Here is a 14,647-nt window from a genome sequence, read left to right as displayed (position 1 = left end):
TGCTCCCCATCAGGCTTGTACGGTTGTTTGACGCTGTTCACCCAATCCCTCAATGCCCAGACGCATCGTCTGCCCGGCCTTCAGGTAGAGAGGTGTGGGCTTTTGCCCCATGCCGACGCCCGGCGGCGTGCCGGTGGAAATCACATCGCCCGGTTGCAGGCTCATAAAGCGGCTCAGATAGCTGATAATTTGTGGAATGCGGAAAATCATGGTGCTGGTATTGCCGTCCTGATAGCGTTTGCCGTCCACTTCCAGCCACAGATTCAGGCTATGGGGATCGGCAATTTCATCGGCGGTCACCAGCCAGGGGCCGGTGGGGCCAAAGGTGTCGCACCCCTTGCCCTTGTCCCAGGTGCCGCCGCGTTCGATTTGGAATTCACGCTCCGAGACGTCGTTAATCACGCAGTAGCCGGCGACGTGCTGCATCGCATCCTGCTCGCTGATATAGCGTCCACCCTGACCAATGATCACGCCGAGTTCCACCTCCCAGTCGGTCTTGAGCGAGTCACGCGGGATCTGCACCTCGTCGTTCGGCCCGACCACCGCGCTGGTCCATTTGCTGAACACCACTGGCTCCGAGGGGATCGCCGCGCCGGTTTCCGCCGCATGGTCGGCGTAATTGAGACCAATGCAGATAAACTTGCCGATGTGGCCCACACAGGCCCCCAAACGCGGCTGTCCAGCCACCTTCGGCAGTTGGTTGATGTCCAGCGCGCGCAGTTGATCCAACGCGGCGGGCAGCAGCGCTTCACCACTCAGATCGGCGATGTGCTGCGAGAGGTCACGGATCTGACCCTGAGTGTCCAATATCCCTGGGCGTTCCTGCCCCGGTGCGCCATAACGTAAAAGTTTCATCCTGTCCTCACTGTGGGAAATGTGTCGGGCATCGCTGTCTGGGCCAGGGCCTCAGTTACTCCAGCCGCCATCGATAATCTGTACCGTACCTGTGGTATAGGAACTGGCGTCGGACGCCAGATACAGCGCCAACTGGGCAATCTCGCCGGTAGTGCCGATGCGGCCAATCGGCTGACGGGCAACAAACGCCTGATACACCTCTTCTTCGCTAAGGCCCTGCTCACGTGCCTGCTCGGCTATACGCTGGCGCAGCGACGGTGATTCCACCGTACCGGGACAGATGGCGTTGCAACGAATGCCCTGAGTGACGTAATCCGCCGCCACCGACCGCGTCAGGCCAATCACCGCCGCCTTGGTGGCGCTGTAGGCAAAGCGGTTCGGCACCCCTTTCACGCTGGAGGCGACCGACGACATATTGATAATCGAGCCGTTTTTGCGTGCCAGCATGCCGGGCAGAAAGGCACGGATCATGCGGAACATCGCCGTCACATTCAGATCGAGGGCGAACGCCCACTGCTGTTCGCTGCACTCGAGGATCGAGCCGCTGTGCACCACACCGGCACAGTTGAACAGCACGTCAATCGGCCCGAGGGTTTCCGCCGCCGCGGCGATCGCGGCAGGATCGGTGACGTTGAGCGTCATAGGCTGGATACCGGCCAGCCCCTGAAGTTGTTCGGTGTTGATATCGGTGGCGATCACCTCGGCTCCCGCATCGGCAAACAGCCTGGCGGTGCTAAAGCCAATCCCCTGTCCGGCAGCGGTGATCAGCACACGTTTTCCAGTTAAATTCATTTTTTCCCCCTTGGCCTAAAGGCCTAATGGTCAGGCCATTAAAGGCGATTAAAGGTCAGGCCTTTAACATGACAAAAGACGCTTTACGCGTTATGGTTTGGTGATAATGTTATGAGACACACTTAAAACAGCATTTTGATTAACCAATTTTTTACACTTGAATAACGATTACTCAAGCGGCTTGAGCAATATTTGTGCGCAACATCACTTAACATCGAACAGCCTAAGGTAAAAAATGCCGATCACCCGACTGGAAAACCCACGTATTTACAGACAGATAGCCGACCAACTGAAGCGGCTCATCGATAATAACGAATTTCCTCCGGGCAGCCGCCTGCCGTCCGAGCGGGATCTGGCCCAGCAGTTACAGGTCAGCCGCGCCTCCGTGCGTGAGGCGCTAATCGCACTCGAAGTGATTGGTCTGGTGGATGTTAAAGTCGGCAATGGCGTGATTGTCCGGGCACAGACGCCGACCATGGTTTCGCAGGAGCCGGTGATGGCACAGGCCGGACGGGGTCAGTGGGCGGAAATCGACGATGAGTTGAATATCGAGCTGGATTTTAACGCTGAGCTACCGCCTTTTTCACTGCTGCAAACCCGTTTACTGATCGAGCCGGAAACCGCCGCGCTGGCGGCACGCCATGCCACCGACCAGGAGTTGGCGGGTATCCGCGCCGCCTATGAACAAAACTGCCGTGATAACCGTGAAGGTTCGGCCACCCATCCCGGCGACCGGTTGTTCCATATCCGCATCGCCCAGGCCAGCGGCAACCCGGCCTATGCCTTTGTTATCGGCCACCTGCTCGGCCACCGCTACGGCAGCATGTTCCGCGTGCTGCAGCGCAACTATACGCCGGACGACATGTCGCACCGCTCCGAGCAGGAACACCAGGCCATTCTGGCGGCGATCGAAGCGCGTGACGTGCGCGGTGCGCGCAAGGCGATGAAAGCCCATCTGGACGAAGTGATCGCCATTTTTACTCGCGCGCAATAGGGCATTCCGGCGGCATCGGGGCGGCGGAGAATTATTTATCAAACCGCTCTTTTTTCCACATGCAGCCAGGGCCGAGGCACATTACACTGACAACAGATAAGACCGGGTCATACTGCGGCCACGGCCTCTCCCTGTTGCCTTTTAAAATGGATAACAACCGTTGAAGAACTCTTTCTCCGCTTCATTGCTGGCGCTGAGCCTGTGTGCCGCCCCGCTGGCCGCGCAGGCCGCCGCTCCGCAGCTGGCCTCGCAAATCGTCGACCAGTATGCCGAACATATTTTCTACAACAGCGGTGCCACCGGTATGGCACTGGTGGTGATCGACGGTAACCAGGTGGTGAACCGCAGTTTTGGCGACACCAAACCCGGCAACAACCTGCGCCCGCGTCCGGACTCGCTGATCCGCATCGCCTCAATCACCAAACTGATGACCAGTGAAGTGATGGTCAAGATGGCGGCGGAAGGCCAGGTCAAGCTCAACGATCCGCTGCGCAAATATGCCCCGCAGGGTGCTTACGTACCGGCTTATAACACTCGCCAACCGATCACTTTGCTGAACCTGGCCACCCACACCAGCGCCCTGCCGCGTGAGCAGCCGGGCAAGAAGCCGCCAAAAACGCCGGTCTTTACCTGGCCGACCAAGGCACAGCGCTGGCAGTGGCTGGAGCATGCCAACGTCACTGTGCCACCGGGCGTGCGCGCCTCTTATTCCAACCTGGCGTACGACCTGCTGGCGGATGCACTGTCGCGGGCGGCCGGTAAACCTTACACCGCCCTGCTGAAGGAAAAAATCACCGCACCGCTCGGCATGGTCGACACCACTCTCACCCCAAGTGCCGAGCAGTGCTCACGCCTGATGGTGGCTTCCGCCGGCCCGAGCGCCTGCCGTGATACCACTGCCGCAGCCGGCAGCGGTGGCGTTTACTCCACCCCCCGCGACATGCAGCGCTGGATGCAACAGTTCCTCACCTCCAACGTCTCCGGCTCACGCAAATCGACCGCCGCCAGCGAACAGACCATGTACTTCCAACGCAACGACTTGGTATCGCTAAAAGGCATGGACGTGCCGGGTGAAGCCAGTGCGCTGGGTCTGGGCTGGGTGTATATGGCACCAAACGGCGAACTGCCGGGGATTATTCAGAAAACCGGCGGTGGCGGCGGCTTTATTACCTATATGGCGATGATCCCGCAGAAAAACGTCGGGGTATTTGTGGTGGTGACCCGCTCGGAGCTGAGCAAGTTCACCAACATGAGCGATCCGGTGAACCGGCTGGTGAGTGATTTGGCGTCAAATAAAAGTTGATTTTATCGGGCGCAGCGGTGAACTGCGCCCCACTACCTTCAGGCCAGAGCCAGCCTTTCGTGCATCACCGGATGGAAGTTGCGCTTGAAGTAGATCAGGCCGTTACCGGCCGCACTGACCACGATCTGGCGGATCTGCACCAGATACACCTGATGGGTGCCGATGCTCTGGATCTGCTCGATCTCCCCTTCCAGGCTGGCCAGCGTGTTACGCAACACCGGCTGCCCCAGTGCACCGCTCTGCCAGTCATCCAGACGGAAACGCTCTTCCATGCTGACCTCGGTCATACCGGCAAAGTGGCGTGCCATCAACTCCTGCTCATGATTCAACACGTTGACGCACAGCCGTTGATTGGCCTGGAAAACCGGGTTCATCGCGCTGTTGCGGTTAATGCACACCAGCAGCGTCGGCGGCGTATCGGTCACCGAGCACACCGCGGTGGCGGTAATACCGCAACGTCCTGCCGGGCCGTCGGTGGTGACGATATTCACCGCGGCAGACAGGCTGGCCATCGCGTCGCGAAACAGCAGACGGTGTTCATTTTCCTGAGACATACAAACCTCCTTGCGGATCACTTAAGCAGTTTATCCAACTGATTAATATCGTCATTGTTATGCAGATGCGGCACTTTCCAGCCGTGTTGGTCATAGTCGGACAGGCATTTGTCGACCATTTCCATCATCTTGCCCATGGTGCCGGATCCCTGCGCCTGACGCAGGCATTGCAGGCGGATCTCGTCCTGGCTGCCGGCATAGTTGATTTCATACAGTTCGTGACGGCCGCCGAACTCACTGCCGATCGCATCCCACATCAGTTTGAGGATCTTGATGCGTTCGACGTGATCCATCCCGTTGGATCCACGCACATAGCGGGACAGATACTTGTCGATTTCCGGGTTATTCATGTCGCGCACGCTGGACGGCAGATAAATCAGGCCGCTGGTGACGTTCTTTTCGATGATGTTTTTCACCTTGGCGTAGGCCATCGGCGCCATCACGCGATATGTCTGCAGCGCGGCGGAATCCGGTAAATAGGCACCGTTTTCCCACTTGGTGGCCTCGGCGCACATCGCATCGGTCAGCGACCAGAACAGATTACGCCAGGCCACCACTTCGCCGAGATCGGCCTGAACGCCACGGAACTCCAGCACGCCGGTACAGGCCAGGCTCTTTTGCAGCAGCGCGGTAATAAAGTCCATCTTCACCGCCAGACGAACACAGGCCTGCAGCGGGAACAAGCGGGCGAAACCACCCTCGGTGCTCCAGCGGCGGCAACGATCGAAATCGCGGTAGATCAGCACGTTTTCCCATGGGATCAGCACATGATCCATAATCAGGATCGCATCGTTCTCATCAAAACGGCTCGAAAGCGGATAATCGAATGGCGATCCGGTGGCACCGGCGACCAGCTCATAGGAGGCGCGAGAGATCAACTTCACCCCTTCGGCGTCCATAGGTGCAACAAACATCAGCGCAAAGTCCGGGTTGTCGCCCATCACCTGAGCCGAGCCGAAGCCGATAAAGTTGTAGTGGGTCAGCGCCGAGTTGGTCGCAACCACCTTGGCTCCGCTGACGATAATGCCGGCGTCGGTTTCCTTTTCCACCTGAATAAATACGTCTTTCACTTCGTTGACCGGCTTGTGGCGGTCGATCGGCGGGTTGACGATGGCGTGATTAAAATACAGACCGGTTTCCTGAATGCGTTTGTACCAGTGGCGCGCGTTGTCGGCGAACTGGCCGTAAAACTCCGGGTTAGCACCCAGCGCAGAGCCGAAGGCCGCCTTATAGTCCGGGGTGCGCCCCATCCAGCCGTAGCTCTGGCGTGACCAGTCGGCGATGGCGTCACGCTGTTGACGCAACTCATCCGGGCTGCGGGCGTAACGGAAGAATTTGTGGGTGTAGCCGCCGTTGCCGGTATCGGTGCCCCAGCACAGACTGTCCTGGCTAACCGGATCGTGCAACGCGTCGTACAACTGGCCGACCGAGGCCGCTGCGTTGCGGAATGCCGGATGAGTGGTAACGTCCTTCACCCGCTCGCCATAGATATAAATTTCGCGGCCGTCCTGCAAACTCTTCAGGTATTCGTCACCGGTGAACGGGCGTTTGTTGTCAGCACGAAAGTCTTCAGGTTTCATTTAAGTCTTCCTCGTAATCGGCATTTTATGGGCCGTGGAGTCGGCCACTTGTTAAAATAATGTTTTCTTTTGGTTGCTTAATTGAAGCCCCCAACGCCGATTTCGAGAAGAGACTTTTGCGGCAATCGCCGGTACTTTTCAGGCAGCTTGGCCACTATCGCTGCAAACTGTGATCCAGCTTACGAAAGGGAATGTTGTGCGGCGCGGTAGCTTGAGGGGGAACAGCCTTCCAGCCGATTGAAAAAACGGGCGAAATAAGCCGGATCCTTAAAACCCAGGCTATAAGCGGTTTCATGCACCGTGCAGGCACTGAACAGCAGCATGCGCTTGGCTTCACGCAGCAAGCGATCGAATATCAGTCGTTTGGGGGGCTGGTTGGCGAAACGCCGACACAGGTCATTGAGCCGTGACTCGGTGACGCCCAGCGCCTGGGCATAGTCCGGCACCGGCAGGTGATCGCGGAAGCGCTCGTCCACCATCTTGTTAAAACGCTGGAATAATTTGAGCTCGCCGCGTACCCCACTGGCAGCAGAGTCCTCCAGCGACGCATTGCGCAACAGCAGGGTGAACACCGCCTGCGCCAGCAGCGCCAGCGTCTGTTCGCGACCGGGCAGGCACTGGCTGAATTCACGGCGGATCAACGCCCAGTAATGGCTAAGCGCCGTCAGCTCTTGCGGCGCATCCGCCATCGACAGGCAAATACCCGGCATGTCCAGCGCCAGATTGCTGCCGGGGTACAGCCGTTCCAGCAGCGGCCAGATCAACTCCTGACGCACTGTCAGCACGTGGCCATCGCTGTCCGGCTCGGTGAAAAACGCATGCGGCACCGAGGGCGGCGTGAGGATAAACAACGGCGCCTGCACCGAATAATGCTGGCTGTCCAACTGCAGCTCAATCTTGCCGGTCTCCAGAAAGTGCACCTGGAAGTAACGGTCGTGCCAGTGCACCTGCATATCGCGGCCAAAAAAGGCCGCCAGCCCGGCAAAGGTTTCGTAATGCACTTCATCGGTGGCATAACGCGCATCGTACTCTTTGCAGATATCGATATTGGCGATAAAACCGGTACTTTTCTGCATCTGTTGACCTCATTCCCCCGGTAAAGGGCGCTGCATGCTGCGCCCGCAAACTATCCCCATTATGGCGTGGCCCGTGGCCGCGAGCCTTGCATCGGAATACGCCAGACGATCAGCGCCCCCAGGATCAACAATGCCGAAACAAAATACAGCCCGGAGTTAAAGCTGCCGGTCAGATCCTTGAACCAGCCGATCAACAACGGACTGACCGCCGATCCTATATTGCCGGTGGCGTTGATCACCGCGATCCCGATCGCCCGCGCCTCCAGGCTGATCGACTGATCCGGCGTAGTCCAGAAGATGGCCATGGCGGTGAACGAGCCGACAGAAGCCATCACGATCCCCAGCAGTTGGATCATGCTGTGATCGGTCGCCGAGGCCAGTAGCCAACCGGCGGCGGCAAACAGATACGGCAGTGCGGTGTGGTGTTTTCGCTCCTGTAACCTATCCGACCGTTTGCTCCACCAGATCATCCCGGCGATGGTACAGATCTGCGGGATCGCCGCCAAAATGCCAATCACAATATTGCTGCTGCCCTGGTTGAAGCTCTGCAGGATCTGCGGTGTCCAGATGTTGATGGCGCTCAGGGTGTTGGTCAGGCAGAAATAGGCCAACGTGTACATCAGCACAATCGGGGTGAAGATTTCTCGCCACAGATTGCGCTGCTGCATAGCCCGATGGCTACCCGGCCCATTGGGCTGCACCAGTTGCAGCTTGTCGGCGTCCATCATGGCTTTCAGGCTGGATTTTTCTTCATCGGTCAGCCACTTGGCCTTGGCCGGGGTATCGTCCAGGTAGAACCACACCACCACGCCCAGCAACACCGAAGGAATGCCTTCCACCAGGAACAGCCATTGCCAGCCCTTGAGGTTCATCAGCCCGTCCAGCGCCAGAATATAGCCGGACACCAGCGAGCCGATCGCCATGGTCACCGGCATGGCGATCATAAACAGCGCGTTGGCCCGGGCGCGGTAAAATGCCGGGAACCAGTAGGTGAGATACACCAAAATACCCGGCAGGAAGCCGGCCTCGGTAATGCCGACGATCATCCGCAGTACATACAGACTGGTTGGCCCGGTGGCAAACAGGGTGCAGGTTGAGGCAATGCCCCACAGCACCATGATGGTGGCGATCCAACGCCGCGCCCCGACGATCCCCAGCATGATATTGCTCGGGATACCGAAAATCACGTAGGTGACGTAGAACAGGGTCGCCGCCAGACCGAACATGGTCGAACTGAGGCCGAGATCCTTGCCCATCGTTAGCCCGGCGAAACCGATATTGATGCGGTCGAGGAAAGAGAAAACAAACAGCACAAACAGGAAAATAATCAGTCGCCGAAATAACTTTTTAATCACCGATTGTTCGGTGGCGGTTAACGCTTTATGTTGCTGCGCCGGGTTGACCGGCGGCAGCGAATCGACGTTGCTCATGGTGTCTCCAGTAAGATTGCGTCCTGCAACCTAATAAACGCCCGGGGATTGCTCGGGAGGCTGTTGCTGCTTAAAGCGACCGGCCAGGGACTCCGCCGCCCGCGCCAACAGGGTGGTATCCACCCCTACCGCGACAAACAGCGCGCCGGACGCCAGATAATGCTGCGCCAACTCAGGATTGGCGGTCAGAATGCCCGGCGCCTTGCCGGCAGCGCTGATGCGCGCAATGGCATCGTCGATGGTGCGTTGCACCTCCGGTTGCTGTGGATTGCCGGCATATCCCATGTCGGCACTGAGATCCGCCGGGCCGATAAACACCCCGTCGACGCCTTCCACCTGCAGGATCTCGTCCAGATTTTTCACCGCCTCGCGAGTTTCGATCTGCACCAATACGCACATCTGCGCGTCGGCCTGCTGCAGATAATCCGGCACCCGGTTCCAGCGAGACGCTCGCGCCAACGCACTGCCAACTCCGCGTATCCCATGCGGCGGATAACGGGTAGCACGCACTGCATCACGCGCCTGTTCGGCGTTTTGAATCATTGGGATCAGCAGCGTCTGGGCACCGACGTCCAACAGTTGCTTAATCAGTACCGCGTCATTCCACGCCGGGCGCACCACCGGCTGGCTCGGGTAAGGTGCGATCGCCTGCAACTGGCCCAGCACTGTTTGCACGTTGTTGGGCGCGTGTTCGCCGTCGATCAGCAGCCAGTCAAAGCCGGAGCCGGCCAGCAGTTCTGCACTGTAGCTACTGCACAGCCCCAACCACAGGCCGATCTGCGGGCGCTTTTCCTGCAGCGCCTGCTTGAAAACGTTGGTTAACATGATGTTCTCCTAAACAAACCGGCAGCTGATGCAGCCCATCGGGCCGTAATCGGCATGGAAGGTGTCACCGCGTCGTGCGGCTACCGGCCGGGTAAAGGAGCCACCGAGGATCACCTGCCCGGCCTCCAGTTCCACGTCATACGGGAACAGCTTGTTGGCCAGCCAGGCCACGCCGTTGGCCGGATGGTTCAACACCGCCGCCGCCACGCCGGATTCTTCGATCACGCCGTTTCGGTACAGCAGCGCACTGATCCAACGCAGATCCAACGCATCCGGTTTAATCGGCCGCCCGCCCATCACCACACCGGCATTGGCGGCGTTATCGGAGATAGTGTCGAACACCTTGCGCGGACGCTGAGTTTCCGGATCGACGTTATGGCTGCGCGCATCGATGATCTCCAGCGCCGGAATGATGTAATCGGTGGCGTTGTAAACGTCGAACAACGTGCAATTCGGCCCACGCAGCGGCTTGGCCAGCACGAATGCCAGTTCTACCTCGACGCGCGGCACGATAAAGCGATCGATCGGAATATCGCTGCCGTCGTTGAAAAACATGTCGTCCAGCAGTGCGCCAAAATCCGGTTCGGTAATTTGCGAACTGACCTGCATGGCACGTGACGTCAGGCCGATTTTATGGCCCTTCAAGGTACGGCCTTCGGCGATTTTCAGCGCCACCCACTGTCGCTGAATGGCGTAAGCGTCTTCGATAGTGATCTCGGGATGATCCAGTGACAGCGCACGGATCTGCTCGCGGTTCTGCTCCGCCTGATGCAAACGCTGCACAGCACGGCTCACCAGCTCTTTATTCAACATGGACGGCCCCTTACTCTTTCCGAAATAGTGCGTGGACATTGTTTTGCTTGTAGTTCAGCACCGGATGCAGTTCTTCCATGGCGAACGACAACGCCAAAAAGCGGTTGGCCATCAGTTCGGCGAAGTGCTCGGTGATCAGGGTGAACAGCATCGCCCCCACCTGCTCACGGCTTTCCAGACTGCGCCCGTGGCCGATCTTCAATGTCATATGCACGAAAGCGTAGTCCCGCTGGCCATCGGCCATCTGCCAGGTATCCAGCCAGATAGCGCGGCTGCGCACCCCGGCCAGAGGGAAAATGCCGGTATCGGCCAGCGCCTGATTAACCTTGGCGAACAGCGCGGGCAAATCCGCTTCATCACGGATGTTGTCGGTACATTCAGCGTAAAAATGGGGCATCGGTGATCCTCAGGCTTCGGCCGGCAACGGGAAGATGGCGTTCACTTGCCCAGTGCCGGAACTGGCAAACAGCGGGGTAACAAACTCCACCTTGCCGTCATACTTGTCCCAACCCAGCAGGCCAAGCAGCATCACGGTGTCATGCATGTTGCCCTCGCCGTAGCAGTAGTCGGCGTACTCCGGCAGCATTTCGCAAAACTCGCGGAAGCGCCCTTCTTCCCACAGCTTGACCACCCGTTCATCCATCTGCTGGTCAAACTGACGGGTGTAGCTGTTCATGCCCTCTTCGGCACGCTGGTCGTCGATGAAACGGTGTGAAAGCGAACCGCTGGCCAATACCGCCACCGTGCCGTCGTATTTCTCAATCGCGGTCTTGATCGCCTCACCCAGGCGGCGGCTGTCGGCAAAGTCATGCACGGTGCAAAACGCCGAAATCGAGATCACTTTGAAATGCTGGTCGCTGTTCATGTAGCGCATCGGCACCAGCGTGCCGTACTCCAGCTTCAGGCTGGGGATCTCATGCGCTTTGGCGCGCACCCCGAGTTTGCAGGCTTCAGCAGCGATCAACTGACCCAGTTCCGGGTTGCCCTGGTATTCGTAGGTCATGTCGCGGATGAAGTGCGGCAGTTCATTGCTGGTATACAGCCCTTCAAAATGCGGGCTGCAGTTAATGTGATAGGCGCTGTTCACCAGCCAGTGGGTGTCGAACACAATAATGGTGTCGACGCCCATTTCACGGCAGCGCGCGCTGATCTCTTTGTGACCGTCGATCGCCGCCTGGCGGCAACCGTGGTTTTTTCCAGGCATTTCCGACAGATACATCGATGGAACATGCGTAATCTTGGCGGCCAGAGCTAACTTACCCATACAACCTCCTATCCCCTTTATCTTTCGAATTGCTGCGTTGTTGGCTGCCTACGGTCACCGTAGGGGGCGAATATATTCGCCTCGGCTAACACGGGCGCAGCATGCAGCGCCCCTACCATCCGCCTTGAGCAACTCCAATGATTTTGGGTATAGCCTGTTTTAGTTTTAAAGCATGGAGCTGATTTAAACGCCCCAGCGTGGGATCGGGTGATCACCCATGGAAATACACACGTTCTTCATCTCGGCGAACACTTCGAAGCTGTATTCCCCGCCTTCGCGGCCGGTGCCGGACGATTTCACGCCGCCGAAGGGCTGACGCAGATCGCGTACGTTTTGGGTGTTGACGAAAACCATGCCCGCTTCAATATTGCGGGCCAGACGCAGTACCTTGCTCACATCCTGCGTCCAGATATACGACGCCAGGCCGTATTCCACGTCGTTGGCCATGCGCAGGCCGTCTTCTTCTGTTTTGAACGGCAACAGGCAGGCCACCGGCCCGAAGATCTCCTCCTGAGCGATGCGCATCCGGTTGTCGACATCCGCCAGCACCGTCGGGCGCAGGAAGTTGCCGTGGCTCAGACCGGCCGGTTTATCCGGGCCGCCCGCCAGCAGGGTTGCCCCTTCTTCGATGCCAAGGCGGATATAGCCGGAAACTTTTTCCCAGTGCTGCGGGCTGATCAACGCCCCGACCTGAGTGTTGGGATCCTGTGGATCCCCCACCCGCAGGCGGTTGGCGCGCTCGGCGAAGCGTTTGACGAATTCCGGGTAGATGCTTTCCTGAATAAAGATGCGCGACCCGGCGGTGCAGCGTTCACCGTTGATCGAGAAAATGGTGAACAACGCGGCATCCAGCGCACGTTCGATGTCGGCATCCTCAAAAATCAGCACCGGCGATTTACCGCCCAGCTCCATGGAGAACTTCTTCAGCCCGGCGCTTTCAATAATCCGGCGACCGGTAGCGGTACCGCCGGTAAAGGACACGGCACGTACGTCTTTATGGCGCACCAGCGCATCACCGGCAGTCGCGCCGTAACCTTGCACCACGTTGAGCACCCCGGCCGGAATGCCGGCTTCCAGCGCCAGTTCACCCAGACGATCGGCGCTCAGCGGCGACAGCTCGGACATTTTCAGCACCGCGGTGTTGCCCAGCGCCAGGCAGGGCGCGGTTTTCCAGGTGGCGGTCATGAATGGCACGTTCCACGGTGACACCAGCGCACACACCCCGACCGGCTGGATCAGCGTGTAGTTGAGCATCTTGTCGTCCACCGGATAGGTGCGGCCGTTCATCTGCTGGCAGATCTCGGCGAAAAACTCAAAGTTGTGCGAGGCGCGTGGGATCAGCACGTTTTTGGTTTGGTGGATTGGCAAACCGGTATCGGCGGTTTCCATCTCGGCGATCTGCGGTACGTTCTCGTCGATCAATTCACCCAGGCGACGCATCAGACGCGCACGCTCTTTCATTGGCGTATTGGCCCATTTCGGGAAAGCCGCCTTGGCGGCAGCCACCGCCTGGTCAATTTCCAGCTGTCCGCCGGATGCCACTTCCGCCAGTACCTCGCCGTTGGCCGGGTTGGTGGTGGTGAAGTACTCTTTGCTGGCTACGTTTTTACCGTTAATCCAATGGTTGATGGTTTTCATCGCAGGCTTTCCTCGTAATCTTTTTCACTGATGATGTGGTTAACCAGACGGCCAATGCCCTCGATCTCCACCACCACTTCGTCACCCGGCTGCACGTCGGCCAGCCCTTTCGGCGTGCCGGTGGCAATCATGTCGCCCGGCTGCAGCGTCATAAAATCGCTCAGGTAACTGATCAAATAGGGGATATCAAAAATCATGTCGCCGGTGCTGCCACGCTGGCGCAGCTCACCGTTGACGTAAGTGCTGAGCGCCAGACGGTGCGGATCGGCGATATCATCGCGATCGACGATGTACGGCCCAATCGGCGTCAGGGTGTCGCGGCTTTTCACCCGCAGGTTCGGACGGTAATAGTTTTCCAGATAGTCGCGGATGGCATAGTCGTTACACAGGGTGTAACCCGCCACGTAGTCCATGGCGTTTTCACGGCTGACGTTGCGTGCCGTTTTGCCGATCACCGCCACCAGCTCGGCTTCATAGTGCATATACTCGACCTCGGCCGGGCGCACCGATACCTGACGGTGCCCGGTCAGGGTGTTCGGTGCTTTCAGGAACACCAGCGGTTCTTCCGGTGCCTTGAATTCCAGCTCGCTGGCGTGGTCGGCATAGTTCAGGCCCAGGGCAAACACCGTGCCCTGCGCCGGTGGCAGCCACTCGACGTCCAGTTCATTGAGCACGCTGCCGTCCGGCAGCGTGACACGCAATTGCTGGTCAACGCTGACGTTAAAGATTTGGCCGTGATGGCGAATACGGGCGTGTTTCATGATGCTTCTCCTGCCTGCGTCACGCGGTTGCTCAGGGTCGGCAGACCGGCAGCGCGTACCGTCACTTCGTCCCCCGGCTTGATCTCCACCCGCTGGTGCGGCGTACCGATCAGCACGGCATCGCCCGGTTGCAAGGTAATAAAATCGCTGATGGCGGCGATCAGTTCCGGCACCGAACGCACCAGATCGGCCGTCGACCAGCGATCCTGCTCCACACCATTGATTTCGGTGATAATTTCCAGTTTGTCGCTGGTTGCCAATTGGCCAATCTCCCCCAGCGGGCAAAAACCGTCGCGGCATTTGGCTTTGATCGCTGGGCGGTAAAAGCTGCTTTCCGGCAGGCTGACGTCATTGGCCAGCGCATAACCGGCCAGATAGTCGGCAACCCGCGCAGCCGGAACCTTGCGGGCGGTGTTGCCGATAACCACCGCCAGTGTTGCGCCGCTTTGTACTTGCTCACCGGCAGGAAACGGGATCGCCCCGCCGTTGGCGAGGTGGGTGTTACGCGGTTTGATAAACCACACCGGGGTCTTGGGTGGGGTTTTATAAGGTGGCTGATGGAACGCCTGATCCCAGGCGTCCATCTGGCTGCGGTGGTTCAACGCGACGGAAAAAACGGTGCCTTTCATGCAAACTCCTTTCAATGACAGAACATGACAACCGGCATTCATTAATATGTTAATGATTACTTTTATACGCTGTTCAGCTTTTACGCAACGCGGGAGAGTTGATTTGTGATCGCGATAACAAAATATTCACAAA

The 14,647-nt window shown here is 58.4% G+C and carries 15 protein-coding genes; 2 read left to right on the top strand and 13 right to left on the bottom strand.

The window, feature by feature from the left end; translation table 11 throughout:
• Positions 1-9 precede the first annotated feature (9 nt).
• Both E5C26_RS03075 and E5C26_RS03070 read right to left on the bottom strand, forming a co-directional pair.
• Entirely contained in the window at positions 10-855 is an 846-nt protein-coding gene (locus tag E5C26_RS03075) for a fumarylacetoacetate hydrolase family protein (RefSeq protein WP_135315013.1), read from the bottom strand.
• A 51-nt stretch (positions 856-906) separates the two neighbouring features.
• Positions 907-1,647, bottom strand: a complete 741-nt coding sequence (locus E5C26_RS03070; RefSeq protein ID WP_135315012.1) for an SDR family oxidoreductase — start codon at positions 1,645-1,647, stop codon at positions 907-909.
• A gap of 235 nt (positions 1,648-1,882) precedes the next feature.
• Between E5C26_RS03070 and E5C26_RS03065 the strand changes: the two genes are divergently transcribed.
• A complete protein-coding gene (locus E5C26_RS03065) occupies positions 1,883-2,641 on the top strand; it encodes a FadR/GntR family transcriptional regulator (protein ID WP_135315011.1) in 759 nt (252 codons plus the stop codon).
• Positions 2,642-2,801: 160 nt separating this feature from the next.
• Positions 2,802-3,944, top strand: a complete 1,143-nt coding sequence (gene ampH, locus E5C26_RS03060) for a D-alanyl-D-alanine-carboxypeptidase/endopeptidase AmpH (RefSeq protein ID WP_135315010.1) — start codon at positions 2,802-2,804, stop codon at positions 3,942-3,944.
• 38 nt (positions 3,945-3,982) lie between these two features.
• Here ampH and hpaC read toward each other — a convergent pair whose 3' ends face one another.
• The 11 genes from hpaC to E5C26_RS03005 all read right to left on the bottom strand — a co-directional run bounded on the left by hpaC (position 3,983) and on the right by E5C26_RS03005 (position 14,514).
• The gene (gene hpaC, locus E5C26_RS03055) at positions 3,983-4,498 is read right to left on the bottom strand and encodes a 4-hydroxyphenylacetate 3-monooxygenase, reductase component (protein WP_017891532.1); all 516 of its coding nucleotides are present in this window, start codon (positions 4,496-4,498) and stop codon (positions 3,983-3,985) included.
• 17 nt (positions 4,499-4,515) lie between these two features.
• On the bottom strand, positions 4,516-6,078 hold the full coding sequence (gene hpaB / locus E5C26_RS03050; RefSeq protein ID WP_135315009.1) for a 4-hydroxyphenylacetate 3-monooxygenase, oxygenase component: 1,563 nt from the start codon (positions 6,076-6,078) through the stop codon (positions 4,516-4,518).
• A 179-nt stretch (positions 6,079-6,257) separates the two neighbouring features.
• Entirely contained in the window at positions 6,258-7,154 is an 897-nt protein-coding gene (hpaA, locus tag E5C26_RS03045; protein WP_135315008.1) for a 4-hydroxyphenylacetate catabolism regulatory protein HpaA, read from the bottom strand.
• Positions 7,155-7,213: 59 nt separating this feature from the next.
• Complete coding sequence (gene hpaX / locus E5C26_RS03040) at positions 7,214-8,584, bottom strand: 4-hydroxyphenylacetate permease (RefSeq protein ID WP_135315007.1); 1,371 nt, start codon at positions 8,582-8,584, stop codon at positions 7,214-7,216.
• Between the two features lie 30 nt (positions 8,585-8,614).
• Positions 8,615-9,409 carry a 4-hydroxy-2-oxoheptanedioate aldolase gene (gene hpaI / locus E5C26_RS03035; RefSeq protein ID WP_135315006.1) on the bottom strand — a complete coding sequence of 265 codons (795 nt, stop codon included), beginning with the start codon at positions 9,407-9,409 and terminating at the stop codon, positions 8,615-8,617.
• 9 nt (positions 9,410-9,418) lie between these two features.
• Entirely contained in the window at positions 9,419-10,222 is an 804-nt protein-coding gene (gene hpaH / locus E5C26_RS03030; protein ID WP_012005083.1) for a 2-oxo-hept-4-ene-1,7-dioate hydratase, read from the bottom strand.
• A gap of 10 nt (positions 10,223-10,232) precedes the next feature.
• On the bottom strand, positions 10,233-10,619 hold the full coding sequence (locus E5C26_RS03025; RefSeq protein ID WP_135315005.1) for a 5-carboxymethyl-2-hydroxymuconate Delta-isomerase: 387 nt from the start codon (positions 10,617-10,619) through the stop codon (positions 10,233-10,235).
• A gap of 9 nt (positions 10,620-10,628) precedes the next feature.
• Complete coding sequence (hpaD, locus tag E5C26_RS03020; RefSeq protein ID WP_135315004.1) at positions 10,629-11,486, bottom strand: 3,4-dihydroxyphenylacetate 2,3-dioxygenase; 858 nt, start codon at positions 11,484-11,486, stop codon at positions 10,629-10,631.
• Positions 11,487-11,669: 183 nt separating this feature from the next.
• Positions 11,670-13,124, bottom strand: a complete 1,455-nt coding sequence (hpaE, locus tag E5C26_RS03015) for a 5-carboxymethyl-2-hydroxymuconate semialdehyde dehydrogenase (protein WP_135315003.1) — start codon at positions 13,122-13,124, stop codon at positions 11,670-11,672.
• Entirely contained in the window at positions 13,121-13,885 is a 765-nt protein-coding gene (locus E5C26_RS03010) for a fumarylacetoacetate hydrolase family protein (RefSeq protein WP_135315002.1), read from the bottom strand. The genes hpaE and E5C26_RS03010 overlap by 4 nt, the downstream gene beginning before the upstream one ends.
• Positions 13,882-14,514: a fumarylacetoacetate hydrolase family protein gene (locus E5C26_RS03005; RefSeq protein ID WP_135315001.1), complete on the bottom strand. Its 633-nt coding sequence runs from the start codon at positions 14,512-14,514 to the stop codon at positions 13,882-13,884. Before E5C26_RS03005 ends, E5C26_RS03010 begins: the two co-directional genes overlap by 4 nt.
• Between the last annotated feature and the right edge of the window lie 133 nt (positions 14,515-14,647).

The sequence above is a fragment of the Serratia proteamaculans genome (assembly GCF_004684015.1).
In the GTDB taxonomy this organism is placed as follows: domain Bacteria; phylum Pseudomonadota; class Gammaproteobacteria; order Enterobacterales; family Enterobacteriaceae; genus Serratia; species Serratia proteamaculans_F.
Note: the sequence above shows the minus strand (reverse complement) of the source record. Positions and strands in the feature narration are given on the sequence as shown.

Excerpts from the sequence above, each read along its gene's own strand:
- E5C26_RS03075 (WP_135315013.1), bottom strand. The coding sequence starts at position 855 with ATGAAACTTTTACGTTATGGCGCACCGGGGCAGGAACGCCCAGGGATA.
- E5C26_RS03070 (WP_135315012.1), bottom strand. The coding sequence starts at position 1,647 with ATGAATTTAACTGGAAAACGTGTGCTGATCACCGCTGCCGGACAGGGG.
- E5C26_RS03065 (WP_135315011.1), top strand. The coding sequence starts at position 1,883 with ATGCCGATCACCCGACTGGAAAACCCACGTATTTACAGACAGATAGCC.
- hpaC (WP_017891532.1), bottom strand. The coding sequence starts at position 4,498 with ATGTCTCAGGAAAATGAACACCGTCTGCTGTTTCGCGACGCGATGGCC.
- hpaB (WP_135315009.1), bottom strand. The coding sequence starts at position 6,078 with ATGAAACCTGAAGACTTTCGTGCTGACAACAAACGCCCGTTCACCGGT.
- hpaA (WP_135315008.1), bottom strand. The coding sequence starts at position 7,154 with ATGCAGAAAAGTACCGGTTTTATCGCCAATATCGATATCTGCAAAGAG.
- hpaX (WP_135315007.1), bottom strand. The coding sequence starts at position 8,584 with ATGAGCAACGTCGATTCGCTGCCGCCGGTCAACCCGGCGCAGCAACAT.
- hpaI (WP_135315006.1), bottom strand. The coding sequence starts at position 9,409 with ATGTTAACCAACGTTTTCAAGCAGGCGCTGCAGGAAAAGCGCCCGCAG.
- hpaH (WP_012005083.1), bottom strand. The coding sequence starts at position 10,222 with ATGTTGAATAAAGAGCTGGTGAGCCGTGCTGTGCAGCGTTTGCATCAG.
- E5C26_RS03025 (WP_135315005.1), bottom strand. The coding sequence starts at position 10,619 with ATGCCCCATTTTTACGCTGAATGTACCGACAACATCCGTGATGAAGCG.
- hpaD (WP_135315004.1), bottom strand. The coding sequence starts at position 11,486 with ATGGGTAAGTTAGCTCTGGCCGCCAAGATTACGCATGTTCCATCGATG.
- hpaE (WP_135315003.1), bottom strand. The coding sequence starts at position 13,124 with ATGAAAACCATCAACCATTGGATTAACGGTAAAAACGTAGCCAGCAAA.
- E5C26_RS03010 (WP_135315002.1), bottom strand. The coding sequence starts at position 13,885 with ATGAAACACGCCCGTATTCGCCATCACGGCCAAATCTTTAACGTCAGC.
- E5C26_RS03005 (WP_135315001.1), bottom strand. The coding sequence starts at position 14,514 with ATGAAAGGCACCGTTTTTTCCGTCGCGTTGAACCACCGCAGCCAGATG.